Here is a 16,622-nt window from a genome sequence, read left to right as displayed (position 1 = left end):
GGGAGGGGGGCGCATCCGATTAACAAATTAATATTTCATATAAAAAATCATGATCCCTGACGCGATCTCCCGGGGGTTTCGTCCTGAAAGCACCGCGAACCTGCCCGATTTGAGCCCAAAACAATGGACATGGTCTGACCATGTTCAGTCACGAGTCAGGGCAGGCAAATGTCAGGCCAGGTTTTGCAGTTTGAGGAAGAAGGCGGTCACCGGTTTGTTGTGGCGGTCAGAGCACGGCGTTTGGGGCAGACGGATCTCTTCGCGCGCCTGTCCAGTCCCCAGCCGGCTGAGTTCAGGTCGCGGCGGGCCGGTCGTGGTGCGGTCAGGACTGGCGGGAGCGGCCAGGATCCCGGACAGGACATGGCATGTGAGACCGCCTCCAAAGACCAGGCCGGAGCCTTGTAGCAACCGGCAGGACGAGTCCTGGCGTGCAGGGGCTGGTCCGTTTTGATGTCTGTAAGCGGCCTGTCCGCAGCAAATTGAGAGGCCTTCATGACGAAGGGTAACATCAGGCTGAAGCATCGCGAGGGGTTCGGGGAACTGAACCGCTATTGGTCGCGCCTGGCGGATCTTGAGAAGGCGGTCGAGGATTTCTACGATTACTCGCTGGCCTTTGTCGAAGAGCCGATTGACCGGGTGCTGGACAAGATCCGGTCTTTTGAGCCTTCTGTCTCGGTGATCGGCCAGATCAAGGCCGGGAAAAGTACGCTGGTCAATGCGCTGGTGGGCGAGACCGATCTCTTGCCATCAGATGTGAACCCCTGGACTTCGGTGATCACCGCGCTGCATCTGAACAGCCGGCACCGGCCGATGAATACCCGCGCGCTGTTTCGCTTTTTCGACCAGCATGAATGGGACCGGCTGGTCGCAACCGGGGGCCGGCTTGGCGAGATGGCCACCCGCGCCGGGTTCGAGCAGGAGGCCGATGAGGTGCGCGCCCAGGTCACGCAGATGCGCCAGAGCACCGAGGCGCGGCTGGGGGCGGATTTCGCCAGTATCATCGGCTCGAACCATTCTTTCCCGGACCTCGATAAGGAAACGATCAACCGCTACATCTGCTATGGTGACCCGTCCGACCTGAAGGACGCATCGGGCGACGGCGTCTATGCCGATATCACCAGGACCGCCGATCTTTATATTGACGCCGAAGGGCTGCCGTCGGGCCTGTGCATCCGCGACACGCCCGGCGTGAACGACACATTCATGATGCGCGAGCAGATCACACTCAACGCGATCCAGGACAGCCGGGTCTGCGTCGTTGTTCTGTCGGCGCATCAGGCGCTTTCGACCATGGATGTGGCGATCCTGCGCATCATCTGTGCCGTCGAGGCGCGCGAAGTGGTGATTTTCGTCAACCGGATCGACGAGCTGGCCGATCCGAAGGCCGAAGAGGAAAAAATCCGCGCTTCGATCCGCCGCACATTGGCGCGGCTGGGGCTGGATCAGGATATCCCGATCCTGTTCGGCTCGGGCTATTGGGCGAATTTCGCGCTCTCGGGCAAGGGCGCGCTGATGCCGCGCAGCCTTGCCTCGCTGCAACAGCTGCATCCCGATCTGGATATCACCGACCATGAGGCGCTGCGCGAGGCGGCGTTCGAGGCTTCGGGCGTGCCCGCATTGCACCGGCTGATTGCCGAACGTGTGATTGATGGCCCGGGGGCGGCTTTCCTGAAAGACATCGAAGCCGAGATCAAACTCATCATCGAGATGAGCGAAGCGGTGGATTCGGCGGCGCGGCTGCGCGATGCCGGGATGGCGGTGCTGACCATCAGCCAGGAAGAGCTGATGCTGAAGGTGGCAGATTCGCTGCAAAAGGTGATGACCACATTTGACGCGGCAGCCGTTGATCTGCGCAGCGCGTTGCACGAACGCCTGACCCGCGCCCGCGAGACCTTTGTCGATTCCGCGGTGGAGGCGCTGCAATCGCATATCCAGGCCTTTGGCGAGACCGGCTCCTGGGATCACGACCCGACCGGCCTGCGGATGATGATGCGCACGGCCTATCTTTCGTCCTGTGCCAGACTTCGCCGCGAGGGCGAGATCAGCTTTGAATCGGTGCTTGATGCAGTGCAGGACGTGCTGCAAAACGAGCTTGGCGTCTATCGCAATGCCGCCAGCATCGATTTTCCGGAACAGCAGCAACATAGCGCGCCGACCGTGCTGGCCCGCACGCTGTCCTTCGATCTTCAGGGCACCTGGTGGCATCGGATCTGGGATACCGGCGCGACCGGCAGGCTGGCCGGGCGCTTCCTGCGTTTTGGCCAGGCGAAGAAGGTCGAAAAGAAATACCGTGCGCTGATCATCGAGGAGACCCAGCCGCTGATCGACAATCTGCTGACGGATTTCTTTGATCCGGCGGTCGCGGCCACGCGCGAGATCGTCACCGGATTTGCGCTGGATCAGAGCCGGTTCTGCGAGGCGCTGCTGGAGCGGCTGCATGAAAAGGGGCCGGACGAGCACAAGGCCGGGCAGTCGGATGAGACCAGTCTCGCCCGTCTGGCCGAGATGCGGAGGTTGTCGGCGTGAGGAGCTTCTGGAACCGCAGGAAACCGGCCGATCCGGTGGCTGATCGCTCTGGTGCTCCGGTGCAGCGCAAGCCACGCATCCTGATCGCGGGCGAATTCAGCGCCGGCAAGACCCAGCTGATCAATGGGCTGGTCGGCGGCCCGGTGCTGCCGTCGAATGTCACCGCGACCGCGCTGCCGCCGGTCTGGCTGGTGCGCGGCGAACCGGCGCTGATCCGTGTCGGTCAGTCGGGTCGGGGCGAGCCGCTGGCCGATCTGAACACTGTCGATCTGGAAAAGACCCAATATTGCGTGATGGCGCATCCGGCACCGGTCCTGACCGGGATGGATATTATCGACACGCCCGGCAATTCCGATCCGAACATGGCGGCCGAGACCTGGCAGCGCATGCTTGAATTTGCCGATGCCGTGGTCTGGTGCACCAATGCAACCCAGGCCTGGCGGCAAAGCGAAAAGGCGGTCTGGCAGGCGATGCCGGCGCGGCTGCGGCAGAATGCGACCATGGTGGTGACCCATGCCGATCTGCTGGGCAGCCCGGCCATGGCTGACCGGGTGTTGCAGCGCGTCCAGCGCGAGGCCGGCGCGTTTTTCGAGAGCTTCCTCATGGCCTCGCTCTTGCAGCGCGAAGATCTTGACCGCATCGCGGCCCGTCTGCGTATGGTCAGCGGCAGTGTGCGGCAGGATGGAGCGCCCAATACGCTGATCGGCCAGTTCGCGGCCTCGGTGCCGGTGCGCGTCACGACGCCCGAGCCGGCGGCCTCATCCGTTGCGACCGGGGCCGCGGACCCGCAGCCCGCTCCTGCCCTGAAAGCGCAGAATGAGGCCGGGGAGATCCCCGATCTTTCCACATCACCGCGTGGTGCGGTCGGGGCCAATGTCCTGCAGCTCGTGCGGAACCGTCGCCCGGAAGAGACCCCAGCCGATACTGCGCCCGACGCCGCGCCTCCCGCACGCGCGGCTCTGGTCCGCGCCGCGCTGGCCGGGGCAGAGAGCGGGCATGCGCGCAGCCTCTGGAACGAAATAAGCCAGAGCGTTGACCGAAGCGATCCGGAATCGCTGCTCGCCGCTGTGGATCATTTTATCGCCCGGCTGGATGCGCAGCCCGCCCAGCCCGGCGCTGTGAATGGTAACTCTGTGAATAGTGGCTCTGCCAGTGGTGCCGGACGTGCCGGTTTCTCTGCGGATTTTTGTGAGTGAGGAGCTGACATGCAAATTGCACCTGACCAGCGCCAGGAACTGAATTTTCTTCGGGATTCCCTTGACGGGATCGACAAGGTCATCAGCCGTGAGATGCGTCCGGGCTTTCGCGCGCTGCGCGAGCGGCTGGACAACTGGGCCGCAAAAGTCGCGGTGATCGGTCAGGTCAAGGCGGGCAAATCGACCTTTCTGAACGCTTTCCTTTACAGCCATGATTTCCTGCCCTCGGATGTGAACCCCTGGACTTCGGTCGTCACCAATATAAGGGTGAACCTGCCCGGCGACCCGGTGATGGGGGCCAGGTTCGAATTCTTCGGCAATGCCGACTGGAACGAGATCGTCAATGGCGACAGCCGCATCCGCAAGCTGACCGAACAGTTGCTGCCGGGCTTTGACACCCAGCTTTTGCGCGAACAAAGCGACCAGATGCGCCGCCGCGCCGAGGAGCGCCTTGGCAGGCGCTATGCCGATCTCCTTGGAACGGCGCATGAGTACGACTATGTCTCCTCGGATCTTTTGCGGAGCTATGTCTGTGCCGGGGCCGAAGATGAGACCGATCCGACGGCGGCAGGGCGTTATGCGATGCTGACCAAAGTCGCGAATGTCTATATGCGGCTGCCGGAATTCCAGGTGCCGACCATCATCACCGATACGCCCGGCGTGAATGACCCGTTCCTTGTGCGCGATGAATTCACCTGTCGCAGCCTCGACAAGTCGGATGTTTTTGTCATCGTCCTGTCGGCGCATCAGCCGCTGACCGATGTCGATATCGCGCTGATCCGGATCCTCGCGAAACAGGATAACAAGGATGTCCTGGTCTTCGTGAACCGGATCGACGAGCTTGACGATTACGACACCGATGTGCCGCGCGTGATCGAAGATGTCTCGCGGCGTCTGTGCGGTGCGATCCCGGATATTGATTTCACCATCGTGGCCGGCTCGGCCTGGATGGCGGATCTGACGCTCCAGGACGGGGATGAGGCCGAGGCCGATCGCGCCGCGCTGGATGACACCCGCCTCGCGCGCTATATCCATTCGCGCTACGGCTATCTGCCCGATGACCGCTGCGAGCGGCTGATGCTCGCCTCGGGGATGCGCGATGTGAAAGTGGCGCTGTCGCAGCTGATCGATTCAGGCGTTGGCCGGTCGCAAATGGCGCAGATCAAGGCCGATATCCGGGCCGAGCTGAATGGCGCGCTGTTTGTGGCGCGGCGCGAACGGGCCTCGCTGCAAACCCAGGCCGGCAGCGTCAACAGTGAGGTCGCCACGATGGCGATCGAGGATCTTCAGCTGGAGATCGACGCCATCCGCAAGGTGCAGACCGAGCTGGAAGGCCATGTCGAGAATGCCGAGGTGCAGATCGAGAAAGTGCTGACCAGGTCCTGGTCCAGGCTGGAAACCCGGCTGATTGGTATGATCGAGAGCTTTATTGAAGATCAGAAGCCGGAATTCGAGGCGCGGATCATGGCCGGAAAGCTGCGTGGCGAGACGGCGCGGGCGATGGAAATCGACCTCTCGCCTTTGCAAAAAGTCATGGAGCGCGAGCTTACTTCTGCCTGGAGAAACTCGCGCGCGGGCACCGATGTGGTTCTTTCGAACGGGTTGTCATCATGCCAGCAGACCATCAAAGACCGCTTCCAGGAACGGGCCGAGGGGATCGACCTTTCCGATCTGCCCTATGATGAATTTGTCTCGACGCTGACGCTGGCGAAACGGTCGCTCAGAGTGAATTTCATCTCGAATCGCAGCTGGGCTTTCTGGCGCCGGCCCGGGATCAATGTCGAAAAGAGCCTTGCCGCGCTGAGGATGATCGCGGCAGAAGAGCTGCGCCCGCCGATGGAAAAACTTCTGGCCGCCTTCAATGAGGCCCAGGTGGAACGCGCCGATGCCGGCATCGACCGGCTCCGCGTGATGCTCCGGATGTTCGAGCTCTCGCTGAATGAGCGGGTGCACCGGCTGAAGAAAGACATGGTGGAATTCGAAATGGTCGTGAATGACCCCGATTTCCGTCGCCGCATCGTCCACCGGCTGCAAAGCCAGATGGAGGTGCTGGAGCGCCGGCTGATCAACCTTTCAGCCGTGGAAAGTGCGCTGGCGCAGGCGGATGTGACGCGGGCCGCCGCTGCGGCCTGACAGACAGGCAGCCCCTGACCGGGGGCGGACGGCCTGGTACGCCAGGCTGATTGGCCGGGAGGCCGGATATGGCGGGAACGGGTTCTCAGACCGTCGGTTCCCGCCATTCTCCATTGTGAATTCCGCCGTTATCATGGCTTTTTAACACGGCGGAAAGGCGATCCCGGAACAAAGAAAATCCTCCGGAGATCCACAAATTCTTCACAAAGCCGGGACAGTTTCATCTTGTACGAGGAGGAGGTCATCTGGCCGGCTTCTCCGGATGTGTGATGGTTCTCGTGTCGGAGCGGTTTTTGCTCTTTCTGGTCCTTTGTCCTCAGCCGGCGGCCCGCCTGTTTCCTGATCCCCTGGGAATTTCAGGCAGATTGTGAAGCCTTGGGGACGCAGCTGTCCTTGCGATGCTGCGATCTGTGCGCCGGCACAGGGGAAGGGGAACATGAAAGACATTCAAACCACCGCAAAGGGTGCCTTCGCCGGATCAGCGCTTTCCGGATCGGCCTCTGTCGCAACAAATTCCTCCGGGCCGGGCTGCCCGCCGAACCTCGACCTGCTGAGCCGGGGTGCCGAGGTCATCACGCCCTTCCTCCAGACGCTTGAGACCATACGGGACACCGTCCTTGCCAGGGCGCGCGAGAGTGACAGCGCAATGCGCCGCAAACTCGTGGCGCTTGCAAAGCAAACTGGCAGTTTCGAGGCCTCGGTCACGCTGGTGGGGCCACTCAAGGCCGGCAAGACCGCGCTGGTCAATGTGCTGAGCGGTCAGCCCGGGTTCCCGGCAGCTATCTGTTCCGCGATACGCCCGGAGTGAATGATACGTTCCCCATGCGCGAACAGGTCACGCACCAGGCGCTGCGCGGGGCAAAGGTCTGTGTCGTGGTTCTCTCGGCGCATGAGGCGCTGAACACCACCGATCTTGCGCTGATCCGGCTGATTTCAAGCTCGGAATCGCGTCAGCTTGTGCTGTTCGTCAACCGTATCGACGAGCTCGATACGCCCTTAGAGCAGGTGGCCGGAATCTATGAGAGCATCCAAAAAACGCTGCGCCCCTATGGCCGTCTGCGGGATGTGAAGGTGGTATTCGGTTCGGCCCGCTGGGCTGCGATGGCGCTGCAGGGCGCGCGCCCGGATCGTGATGACGCGGGCAGGACCGCGCTGTCCGACTGGGCCCGCAATTGCGATGTCGGGGCCGATCCGCGCAATATGGCGCATCTGTGGAAGCTGTCCGGCATTCCCGAACTGATGCGCTGCATCAATGAGCGTATCGTTGAGGGGTCGGGCGCCCGCCATCTGGCGGCGATGCGCGGCAGGCTTGCCAATATCGCCGCCGCCAGGGCCGCCCGCACGGCATTGGTCAGCGGCCGCGATAGTGCAGGACGGCTGACAGCTGTCGATCCGGAACAGCTGCGCGGCGATCTTGATGCCGTTGTCAGTCGCGCGCGGCAAAAACTGGAAGAGACGCTTTCCCGGCTGGAGGGCGAGCTGGCACCGGCGCTGACCCAGGTGCAGCAGGATTATGTGCTCCGCGCCACCGACGCTCTGACCGGCCATTTGTGCAAAACCGGCACGGATGACAGCTGGACCTTCAATTCCTCGGGGCTGCGGCTGGTGCTGCGCACGACCTGTGACCGGTTTTCGGCCCGGGCGCGGGCGCAGGTGGAGACGGTGTTCTATGGCGCGGCAAGTGATCTGCGCGCGGTCTGTGCCGGGGCATTGGGGTCTGCGGTCGGCGGGTGCCGGATCGAGCCGCCGCAAGTGCCCAAAGCGCCGCCACCGGTGGTGATGGGCAAAACAATCACCATCACCCTCTGCCGCAGCTGGTGGGAGCGCTGGTGGCCGCGTCGCAGGAACCCCGCCACGCTTGCCGCCGGGTATCGCAGGCTGATCGAGGCCGGGATCGGCTCGGCGACCGATGATCTGAAACAGAGCCAGGTCATTGATCTGTCCAGAGAAATCCGGCGCATATTCGATGACTTCCTCACCGAGCAGACCGCGACCGTGCTTGATCTCGCCAAACAGCAGCCCGAGGGCGGTGATCTCGGGGCGCTGCGTGCGAATGTGTTTGCCACGATGCGACCGGGGAAGGCGTCTGGGCGTGATCCCGAAGTGGAGCCCGATCCCGGTGAGCTGCGCAAAGCAGTGGGGGGGTATTGACGGTCGGTCGGGATGGCCGTGAGACGTCTCGTCTCCGGGGGGGCAGCATCCGCCTGGTCTGGCGGATAGCGGTTCTGTTCCGCCGGAAAGCACGGCTTGTATCAGGCTTTTTTGTGAGGCCGACATTCTGCAATATCGCGACCTGATTGACAGGCCGGGCGCCACTGACCCGAATATTCCGCTGAAAGGCCGGATCCCCAACACCGGCCACGCCACTGCGCTGATCTGGGGCAACAGACTGTTCAGGCCTTGCGTGAAAGCGTGCGCGGCTGCGTCAGACCTCGCGCGTGCTGATCACCTGCAAGGACAGGATCACCTCTGACGAGGACTGCCACAAAAGTCGAACGCCGGCCGGAGCGCGAGACCGAAGCGCTTCCTGATCGTTGATCCGCGACTGCGGTCTGCCTCGGATGGTGACGCCGCCACTGTTCGCGGCTAGAATGCCGCGATCCGCGATGGTCGCCGCGCTGATTGCGGCGCAGACCACCCCAGCAGCGTTAAGTCAGGGAAATGCGATGAAGGATGCAACCGGGGGCGGCGCCAGATGCCCGTTCGGCTTTGGTGGAGAGGCAGGCGCGTCTTTCACGGCAAGCCCGCAGCGCGCCACTCCTGTCCCGGAAATCTCTCCGGAATCTGATGGTTATCGCCATGTCGCGGGCGCACAGGATCTGGCGTGCGACACATTGCCGGGGTTTTTGTCCGCGCCGGTTCCCGAAGGTGAAAATGGTCTCGCAACTGGCCGCTGTCTTTGTGGCCAGGTCAGTTTCCGGTCGGGCCAGCCGGTCTCGATGGTCTTTGCCAGCCATGACGCGGCGTCGCGCAAACGTGCGGGCGGCGTGGCGCTGACGATCATGCTGCGCGCGGGAAGCACGGAATTCGCGGGATGGGACAATCTGGCGCAATACCAGGTCTCGGCGCGTGAGGTCTCGTATTTTTGCCGGACCTGCGGCACGCCGGTTCTGACGCGCCACCTTGCGCCCGCTGCGATGGCGGGGATGATCTCGCTTTCTGTGGGGCTGCTGGACCGGACCGAAGGGCTGCGGCTTGCGGCCGAGATCAGCCATGACAAAAAGCCGGACTTCTACGCCTTTGCCGGTGAGCGCCGGGTGATCACCACCGGTGAACTTGAGGCGATTTTCGCCGGTCGCGGGCGCTGAGGGCCGGCTTGCGCGAGAGTATGCGCGCGGCCTGACTGCGCCCCACATGTGGGATTGATCCAGGTCAAGGCCCGGAGGCGGCGCTTTTGGCATTAAGAAACCGCCCCGCCTTTTCGAACCCCATCGAAGACGGCGGGGGGCGACCCTGGCACAACCTTTCCTGTTCGCGCGTTCCGGGGTTTGGTCAGGGTCGGGATCCGGGCCGCACTCGCTGACCCTTGCGGTCACGGCTGCGGCATTTGCGCACTGCGGCACCGCACAGGATCAAACTTGAATCGCCCATGGAATATTTGACGCATGTCAAAGCCGGATTGCTGCCGGTCTGCGATACCAAACTGCAACAGCCGATTCCGGAGCGAGTCCGTGTCCATACCAGAAGCCAGCCCGCCGAGCCTTTATGCGGCGCGTGAGCCGATCTTTCCCCGCCGCGTCAAAGGCCATTTTCGCACGGCGAAATGGTGGATCATGGCGATTACTCTGGGCATTTATTACATCACGCCCTGGATTCGCTGGGATCGCGGGCCGAACCTGCCCGACCAGGCGGTGCTTGTGGACCTGGCCAATCGCCGCTTTTTCTTTTTCATGATCGAAATCTGGCCGCATGAATTCTATTTCGTTGCGGGTCTTTTGATCATGGCGGGGCTGGGGCTGTTTCTGTTCACCTCGGCCGCCGGGCGGGTCTGGTGTGGCTATGCCTGCCCGCAAACCGTCTGGACCGATCTTTTCATCCTGGTCGAGCGATGGATTGAGGGGGACCGCAATGCCCGCATCCGTCTGCACCGGAGCAAATGGACCGCAGAGAAGATCCGCAAAAGCGCGGTGAAATGGACGGCATGGTTCCTGATCGGGCTTGCAACCGGCGGTGCCTGGATCTTCTACTTCACCGATGCGCCGACTTTGCTGCGTGACCTGGTGACGCTCAGCGCCAGCCCCGTCGCCTGGATCACCATGCTGACGCTGACCATGACCACCTTCGTCTTCGGTGGGTTCATGCGCGAACAGGTCTGCATCTATATGTGCCCCTGGCCCCGGATCCAGGCCGCGATGATGGATGAAGAGACCATCACCATCGCCTATCGCGACTGGCGCGGCGAGCCGCGCGGCAAGCCAGGTGCCGAGAAGGGCGACTGCATCGACTGCATGGCCTGCGTCAATGTCTGCCCGATGGGGATCGACATTCGTGACGGTCAGCAGCTGGCCTGTATCACCTGCGGGCTGTGCATCGACGCCTGCAATGACATGATGGACAAGATCGGCAAGCCGCGCGGGCTGATCGACTATCTCGCGCTGACCGACGAGTCCCGCGAGCGCAAGGGTGAGCCTGCTGTTCCGGCCTGGAAACATGTTCTGCGCCCGCGCACAATCCTTTACACCCTGCTCTGGGCCGGGGTCGGGGCGGCGCTGGTGGCGGCTTTGTTCCTGCGCAGCCCGATTGATGTCAACGTCACTCCGGTGCGCAATCCGACCTTTGTGACGCTCTCGGACGGCACGATCCGCAACACTTACGAGATCCGTCTGCGCAATATGGAAGGCGAGGCCCGCTGGTTCTCCTTTTCTGTCGAAGACCCGGCGCTGGCTTTGTCGGTCGAAGGCGGCACAGGGGGACGGATCGAGGTTCCGGCCAATGAGACCGCGCATGTGCGGCTTTACGTTACGGCGGCGCCCGGGACGGTGGCAGCCAGAGCGCAGCGCAGCGACATCCGGCTCTGGATTGAGGGCGAGGCGGTGCCCGGCGTCAAAGATACCACCGATCTTGTGTCGAAAGACACGGTCTTCAACGGCAAAGGCGACCAACCATGAGCAACTTCCAGCTTTCGGGCTTTCAGCCGATCTTCCTTCTGTTCGTCCCGCTGGTTCTGGTGGTGATCGGCTTTGGCCTCTGGTTCCGGCGCGGCAGGCTGACAGGGGGGAAAGTGCTGGTCGCGACGCTGTCCTTTTTCGGGATCGTCACGGCAGTGAATATCTTCATGGCCTTCAAGGCGGTATCGACCTTTCCGGGGCTCGAAGTGCAAAGCTCTTACGTCGCGGGCCGGGGATTCGACGGCCGTCGCGAGGCGCAGGAGGCGCTTGGCTGGGGGATCGAGCAGGTTTACGAGCCGGGCCGGATGTCCCTGACGATCACCGATGCCGTCGGCCAGCCGGTCGAGGCGCGCGCGCTTGAGGCGCTGATCGGCCGCGTGACCATCGCTAGGGATGACCAGACCCCCGATTTCCGCTGGACCGGGAAAGGCTATGAGGCGGCGGTCGAACTTGGTTCTGGCGAATGGATGATGAAGGTGCAGGCCATCGCGCAGGATGGCACGCCTTTCGAACGCCGGCTGGATTTCACCGTGGCACCAAAGGGCTGAGGTCAAGATCATGAGCATGACGGCCAGCGATCTGAACCGGATGTCTGAGAGCCCCGGCGGCATTTCGGCCTGCCCGGCCTGTGTCGTGGCCCCCGCCGCCGCCGATCTGGCGCGGGTGGTGAAGGAGGCGCGGATCGTGCTGTCACTGCCCGCAGCGCATTGTGCGGACTGTATCTCGACGGTGGAAAAGGCGCTGCAGGCGGTGCCGGGGGTGCGCTCGGCACGGCTCAATCTGACCTTGAAGCGGGTCTCGGTGGATGCCGGGCCAGAGATCACGCCCACCGACCTGGTTCAGGTGCTGGATCGCGCCGGCTATGAGGCACATGAGCTGGATCCGGGGCTTTTATCGGTGACCGAGACCGACCGACAGGGCCGCGAGCTTCTGATGCGGATGGGTGTCGCCTTCTTTTCCATGATGAATGTCATGCTGTTGTCGGTGGCGGTCTGGTCCGGCGCCGATGGGGCGACGCGCGACATGTTCCACTGGATTTCCGGCGCCATCGCGCTGCCGACGGTGGTGTTTTCCGCGCAGCCGTTCTTCAGGGGCGCCTGGAGGTCGGTGAAGGCGGGGCGGCTGGGGATGGATTTCCCGATCAGTCTCGCGATTGTGCTGGCCTGTTGCATCTCGATTTTCGAGACCATCAATTCCGGGCCGCATGCCTATTTCGATGCCGCCGTGATGCTGACCTTCTTTCTGTTGATCGGGCGTTACCTCGACCACCGCACCAGGGCGATTGCGCGGTCTGCCGCGCAGGAGCTGGCCGCGCTGGAAGTGCCGCGCGCCATCGTGCTTGCGGAGGGTGCCGAACTGGTCAAACCGATCAGCGAGGTTGCGGTCGGTGATCTGGTCCTCGTGCGCTCCGGCGGGCGGATGCCGGTTGATGGCGTGGTGACAGAGGGCGCCTCCGAGATCGACCGCAGCCTTCTGACCGGTGAGACGCTGCCGGTCGCGGCCCATCCCGGCACCATGGTCTCGGCGGGAGAGGTCAATCTGACCGGCCCGCTGACTTTGCGCGTCACGGCGGCGGGCAAGGACAGCTCGCTGCATCAGATGGCCGATCTGGTCGCGGTGGCCGAGGCAGCAAAGACCCGCTACACCTCGCTGGCCGAACGCGCGGCGCATGCCTATTCCTCGATCGTGCATGTGCTGGCGGCGGTCGCCTTCACCGGCTGGCTGATCTGGACCGGCGGCGATTTCCGCTTGTCGGTCAATATCATGGCGGCGGTGCTGATCATCACCTGCCCCTGTGCGCTTGGCCTCGCGGTGCCGGCGGTGCTGACCTCGGCGAGCGGAAAGCTCTTCCGCAAGGGGATGCTGATCAAGGACGGCACCGCGCTGGAGCGGATGTCGCAGGTCGATACAGTGGTGTTTGACAAGACCGGCACGCTGACCATGGGCCAGCCGCTGGTGACGAACCTGGACGATCACCCGCTGTCCGCGCGCGAGGTTGCACTGGCGCTGGCCGGGGCCTCCTCGCATCCGCTGGCCATGGCGCTTGCCGAGGCGGCACGTGCCGCAGGCGTGCGCCCCGCGCGCGTTGAGGAGATCCGCGAGATACCCGGCTACGGCATCGAAGGCCGCTGGAAAGGGATGCGCGTTCGCCTTGGCCGCGCCGAATGGTGCGGCACTGATGCGGGCAGCGAGACCGCAACCTGGCTTTCCACTGGCGAGGGCGCGCCGCGCGCCTTCACCTTCACCGACCGGCTGCGCCCTGGTGCTGCCGAACTGATGGCCGCACTGAAGGCGGGCGGTCAGCGGGTGATCCTTCTGTCGGGGGACAATGCGGCGGCGGTGTCGTCACTGGCGGCAGAGCTTGGGATTGACGACTGGTCGGCGGGCGTCTTGCCGTCTGAAAAAGCCGCGCGGATCCGGGATCTGCGGGCCGGGGGCGCCCAGGTCCTGATGGTCGGCGACGGGCTGAATGACACGGCAGCGCTGGCCGAGGCCTGTGTCTCGATCTCGCCCGCCTCGGCGCTGGATGCGGCGCGGGTGGCCTCGGATATCGTGCTGCTGGGGCAGAATATCGCGCCCATCGCCGATGCGATCCGCATTTCGCGTCAGGCCTCGAAGCGGATCGTCGGGAATTTCAGGATTTCCGCCGGGTATAATATCGTGGCAGTGCCGCTGGCGCTTTTCGGCCTTGCGACCCCCCTTGCGGCGGCGCTTGCGATGTCGCTGTCATCAATTACGGTCTCGCTCAACGCCCTGCGTCTGAAATAGGGAGCGCTTATGGAAATCCTCGGCATCCTGATCCCGGTCTCGCTGTTTATGGGGGGGATTGGCCTTCTGGCCTTCATCTGGGCCATGCGGTCGCGGCAGTTTGACGACCCCGAAGGCGATGCCAGCCGGATCCTGACGAAAGACTGGGACGACAAGCCGCGCCCGGATTGAGCGGGATTTCCGGACGTCGCGGCCGTCTCGCACAGGCGCATGATGGCGCTGTGAGACATAGCGGAGGTCCGGATGCGACAGATCCTGTTTGCAATGGCTGCAGCACTGGCGCCGGGGGCGGCCCTGGCCAGCCAGATCACCCATGTGCCGACGCCGGAAAGCGCGGCTGCGGCGGATTACGTGGTGGCGGGACGGGTGATCGACTATCTTCCCGAGGCCTGGGACAGCTTTGCGCGTGCGCCCCGCTATGCGCTTTTGCGGATGGAGGTGAGCGAAGTCTGGAAGGGCGAGGTCGGCGATGTTTTCGAGCTGGTGCTGACGGATGACACCATGCCGTTGCCCCGTGACTGGGATTGGCCGCAAGAGATCATCCTTGTTGCCATGGACCCGAAAAATCCAGGAAAAGCCCCGCGCGACAGCCTGCCCCAGGCCGGGTTTTCCATCTGCGCCATGCCGCTGGCGGTGCTGACGGACGAAAGCCGCGCCGCGTTCCGGGACTATTTTTCTGCGGCGGAGTGACGGGGCAGGGGGAACGATAAAGGCTCCGGGATCAGATCCCGGAGCCTTTTCGCATTGAGCCAAAGCTGTATGTCAAAGCTGTCGGTCGGAGGGGCTCAGGCCGGCCCCATCGTCTCGCAGGCGGTGCCGCGTGCGCGCAGCCGGCGGCAGGCGAGATCGGCCTGATCTTCGGTGAGACCAAGGAAGGAGGCGCGGTATTTGCCGCCCTTTTGCGTGACCTTGCGCAGCCCCTGGTCGAGGGTGGCGCTTTCGGTCAACCCGGTGCGCAGAAGCGCACGTTCGGCCTCGTAATGCGAGTTGTAGGCGCCGACCGCGACCCCAAAACCGCGCCCACCCGAGGTCGATTTTGACACGACGACCAGCTCTTCAGCCGGTGCTTCGGGCGCAGGCTCTGCCGCCGCCATGCGGACGGGTTCAAAGATCGGCGCGCGACGGGTCGGGGCCTCGGGATCAGTGACCATGGTTTGCGCATTCGCCGCCACGGTTTCCACGGCTGTCAGCGCGCCCTCATATCCCGACGGGGCGGGGAGTTCGGACATCACTTCGGGCGCGACATCGCTGGCCCCGGCAAGCCGGATCACTTCGGCCTCCGGCCTGGTGGCCGGTTCTGCGGCAGGGGCGACAAGCTCATAAACCGGAGCGGGTTCAGGGGCGATTTCGGCCAGCAGCGTTTCAGGGGCAGCCTCAGGCGCTGCAGCTGCCCGCGTCACATGTTCGGGGCGCGGCATCGGCCGCAGCCCTGCCAGAGCCACATCTTGCGCGGCGGGGGCAACGGCCTCGGGCGCCGGGGTTTCTGCCGGGGCACCACCAGCGGCCAGTGCCGCTGCCTGGGCCTCAAGGCTGCCCGGAGCGCTGGCCGAAGCACTGGCCGGTGCGACCGCAGCCATCGCCACGGCCGGTGCCTCTTCGGCAACCGGTGCCGCAGCGGCTGCGGCGGCCAGTGCGGCCTCGACCGCTTGCGGGTCAACCGTTTCGATTGCGGCGCCGGATGCGGACCCTGACGCGGCTGCAAGTTCGACCGCCTGTGCCTCAAGCGTGCCGGGCGGCGGCGGAACGGCGGTGGCTTCGGCCAAAGCCGATTCGACGCCTTCTGCAATGGCTGCCGAAAGCGCATCAGGCACCACGACCGGCGCCGCCTCGGCGATCAGCGCCTCGGGGGCGCCTCCCCGGGCGGGGCGGGCTTTCGGACGGGGCGAGCTGGTCATCGCGCCGGACACGCGCAGCGTCTTGGCAGCGCCGCCGGGCACATTCGGCGTGTCGATGGCCGCCGGGCTGTTATCGGCAAGCAGGTCGGCGGCGACGGCATCGCCGCCCTGGATACCGGCAGCAGCCGGCCGCTTTTCACGCACGCCATTCTTCGCGAGGTTAAAGCCCTTGTTCATCAGCTCGACCATCTTCGCGTTGCGCTGTGCGGTCGACGTGCCGCCAAAGACAGTGGCAATGATGCGCTTGTCGCCACGCTTGGCCGATGCGGTCAGGTTGAACCCGGCGGGCACGGTATAGCCGGTCTTGATGCCATCCGCGCCTTCATAGCCGTCGAGGAACCGGCTGTTGGTGTTTACCACCTTGGCAATGCCGGCATCGGCGGTGCGACGCGAGAAGATGTTGTAGAATTGCGGGAAGTCGTAAAACAGGTGCCGCCCGAGCAGGTTCATATCACGCGCGGTCGAAAGATGGCCGGTCGCGGTCAGGCCATTGGCGTTTTTGAAGGTGGTGTTCTTCATCCCGAGCGCGCGGGCGGTGCGGGTCATGCGGCTCGCGAAAGCCGCCTCATTGCCGCCGATATGATCGCCAAGCGCCGAAGCCGCATCATTGGCGGATTTGATCGCGGCGGCGCGGATCAGATAGCGCACCTTGATCTGCTGCCCGGCCTTGAGCCCCAGCCGCGAGGGCGGCTGCGCGGCGGCATGTTTCGTCACGGTGACCACGGTATCAAGCGACAGGCGCCCGGCCTGGATCTCCTGGAAGGTGATATAGAGCGTCATCATCTTGGTCAGCGAGGCGGGGTGCAGCCGGGTATCCGCATTCTGCGACCAGAGTTCCTCGCCGGTGCGCGCATCCATGATGATCGCAGCAAAGGGTGCAGCATGGGCCGGAGCCGGCGCCAGCGCAGGAAGAATCAGCGCAAAAAGCGCGATGAATAGCGTTATGCTGCGGATAAACCGCCCGATAAGCGATGCCACGTCGCCGATCCTTTGCC

Annotated in this window: 12 protein-coding genes; 11 read left to right on the top strand and 1 reads right to left on the bottom strand. The window is 63.9% G+C overall.

The features are described 5' to 3' along the window. Nucleotides 1-492: 492 nt before the first annotated feature. The 11 genes from AC4FS3_RS00815 (at nt 493) to AC4FS3_RS00765 (ending at nt 14,422) form a co-directional block, all read left to right on the top strand. The gene (locus AC4FS3_RS00815) at nt 493-2,526 is read left to right on the top strand and encodes a dynamin family protein (protein ID WP_491018942.1); all 2,034 of its coding nucleotides are present in this window, start codon (nt 493-495) and stop codon (nt 2,524-2,526) included. A 35-nt stretch (nt 2,527-2,561) separates the two neighbouring features. After that, nucleotides 2,562-3,722: a dynamin family protein gene (locus AC4FS3_RS00810; protein ID WP_491018941.1), complete on the top strand. Its 1,161-nt coding sequence runs from the start codon at nt 2,562-2,564 to the stop codon at nt 3,720-3,722. 9 nt (nt 3,723-3,731) lie between these two features. Then, a complete protein-coding gene (locus tag AC4FS3_RS00805; protein ID WP_491018940.1) occupies nt 3,732-5,855 on the top strand; it encodes a dynamin family protein in 2,124 nt (707 codons plus the stop codon). A 436-nt stretch (nt 5,856-6,291) separates the two neighbouring features. Next, on the top strand, nt 6,292-6,663 hold the full coding sequence (locus AC4FS3_RS00800) for a hypothetical protein (RefSeq protein ID WP_491018939.1): 372 nt from the start codon (nt 6,292-6,294) through the stop codon (nt 6,661-6,663). Nucleotides 6,664-6,677: 14 nt separating this feature from the next. Then, nucleotides 6,678-8,006, top strand: coding sequence for a P-loop NTPase family protein (locus AC4FS3_RS00795; protein ID WP_491018938.1), 1,329 nt, complete (start codon nt 6,678-6,680; stop codon nt 8,004-8,006). Between the two features lie 515 nt (nt 8,007-8,521). Next, nucleotides 8,522-9,163, top strand: coding sequence for a GFA family protein (locus AC4FS3_RS00790; RefSeq protein WP_491018937.1), 642 nt, complete (start codon nt 8,522-8,524; stop codon nt 9,161-9,163). A gap of 363 nt (nt 9,164-9,526) precedes the next feature. Continuing rightward, a complete protein-coding gene (gene ccoG, locus AC4FS3_RS00785) occupies nt 9,527-10,963 on the top strand; it encodes a cytochrome c oxidase accessory protein CcoG (protein ID WP_491018936.1) in 1,437 nt (478 codons plus the stop codon). Further along, nucleotides 10,960-11,511 carry a FixH family protein gene (locus AC4FS3_RS00780; protein WP_283176743.1) on the top strand — a complete coding sequence of 184 codons (552 nt, stop codon included), beginning with the start codon at nt 10,960-10,962 and terminating at the stop codon, nt 11,509-11,511. The genes ccoG and AC4FS3_RS00780 overlap by 4 nt, the downstream gene beginning before the upstream one ends. 16 nt (nt 11,512-11,527) lie before the next feature. Next, complete coding sequence (locus AC4FS3_RS00775) at nt 11,528-13,732, top strand: heavy metal translocating P-type ATPase (protein WP_491019299.1); 2,205 nt, start codon at nt 11,528-11,530, stop codon at nt 13,730-13,732. A gap of 9 nt (nt 13,733-13,741) precedes the next feature. Beyond that, nucleotides 13,742-13,903, top strand: coding sequence for a cbb3-type cytochrome oxidase assembly protein CcoS (gene ccoS, locus AC4FS3_RS00770; protein ID WP_092900746.1), 162 nt, complete (start codon nt 13,742-13,744; stop codon nt 13,901-13,903). Between the two features lie 72 nt (nt 13,904-13,975). Continuing rightward, nucleotides 13,976-14,422, top strand: a complete 447-nt coding sequence (locus AC4FS3_RS00765; protein WP_491018935.1) for a hypothetical protein — start codon at nt 13,976-13,978, stop codon at nt 14,420-14,422. Between the two features lie 95 nt (nt 14,423-14,517). Here AC4FS3_RS00765 and AC4FS3_RS00760 read toward each other — a convergent pair whose 3' ends face one another. After that, nucleotides 14,518-16,605, bottom strand: a complete 2,088-nt coding sequence (locus AC4FS3_RS00760) for a D-alanyl-D-alanine carboxypeptidase family protein (protein ID WP_491018934.1) — start codon at nt 16,603-16,605, stop codon at nt 14,518-14,520. Nucleotides 16,606-16,622: the final 17 nt, after the last annotated feature.

The organism is Pseudogemmobacter sp. TB195 (genome assembly GCF_058313095.1).
Note: the sequence above shows the minus strand (reverse complement) of the source record. Positions and strands in the feature narration are given on the sequence as shown.

Bases quoted from the DNA above. Each gene is read 5' to 3' on its own strand.
- AC4FS3_RS00805 (WP_491018940.1), top strand. From the start codon at position 3,732: ATGCAAATTGCACCTGACCAGCGCCAGGAACTGAATTTTCTTCGGGAT.
- AC4FS3_RS00775 (WP_491019299.1), top strand. From the start codon at position 11,528: ATGACGGCCAGCGATCTGAACCGGATGTCTGAGAGCCCCGGCGGCATT.
- AC4FS3_RS00790 (WP_491018937.1), top strand. From the start codon at position 8,522: ATGAAGGATGCAACCGGGGGCGGCGCCAGATGCCCGTTCGGCTTTGGT.
- AC4FS3_RS00780 (WP_283176743.1), top strand. From the start codon at position 10,960: ATGAGCAACTTCCAGCTTTCGGGCTTTCAGCCGATCTTCCTTCTGTTC.
- ccoS (WP_092900746.1), top strand. From the start codon at position 13,742: ATGGAAATCCTCGGCATCCTGATCCCGGTCTCGCTGTTTATGGGGGGG.
- AC4FS3_RS00815 (WP_491018942.1), top strand. From the start codon at position 493: ATGACGAAGGGTAACATCAGGCTGAAGCATCGCGAGGGGTTCGGGGAA.
- AC4FS3_RS00765 (WP_491018935.1), top strand. From the start codon at position 13,976: ATGCGACAGATCCTGTTTGCAATGGCTGCAGCACTGGCGCCGGGGGCG.
- AC4FS3_RS00795 (WP_491018938.1), top strand. From the start codon at position 6,678: ATGCGCGAACAGGTCACGCACCAGGCGCTGCGCGGGGCAAAGGTCTGT.
- AC4FS3_RS00800 (WP_491018939.1), top strand. From the start codon at position 6,292: ATGAAAGACATTCAAACCACCGCAAAGGGTGCCTTCGCCGGATCAGCG.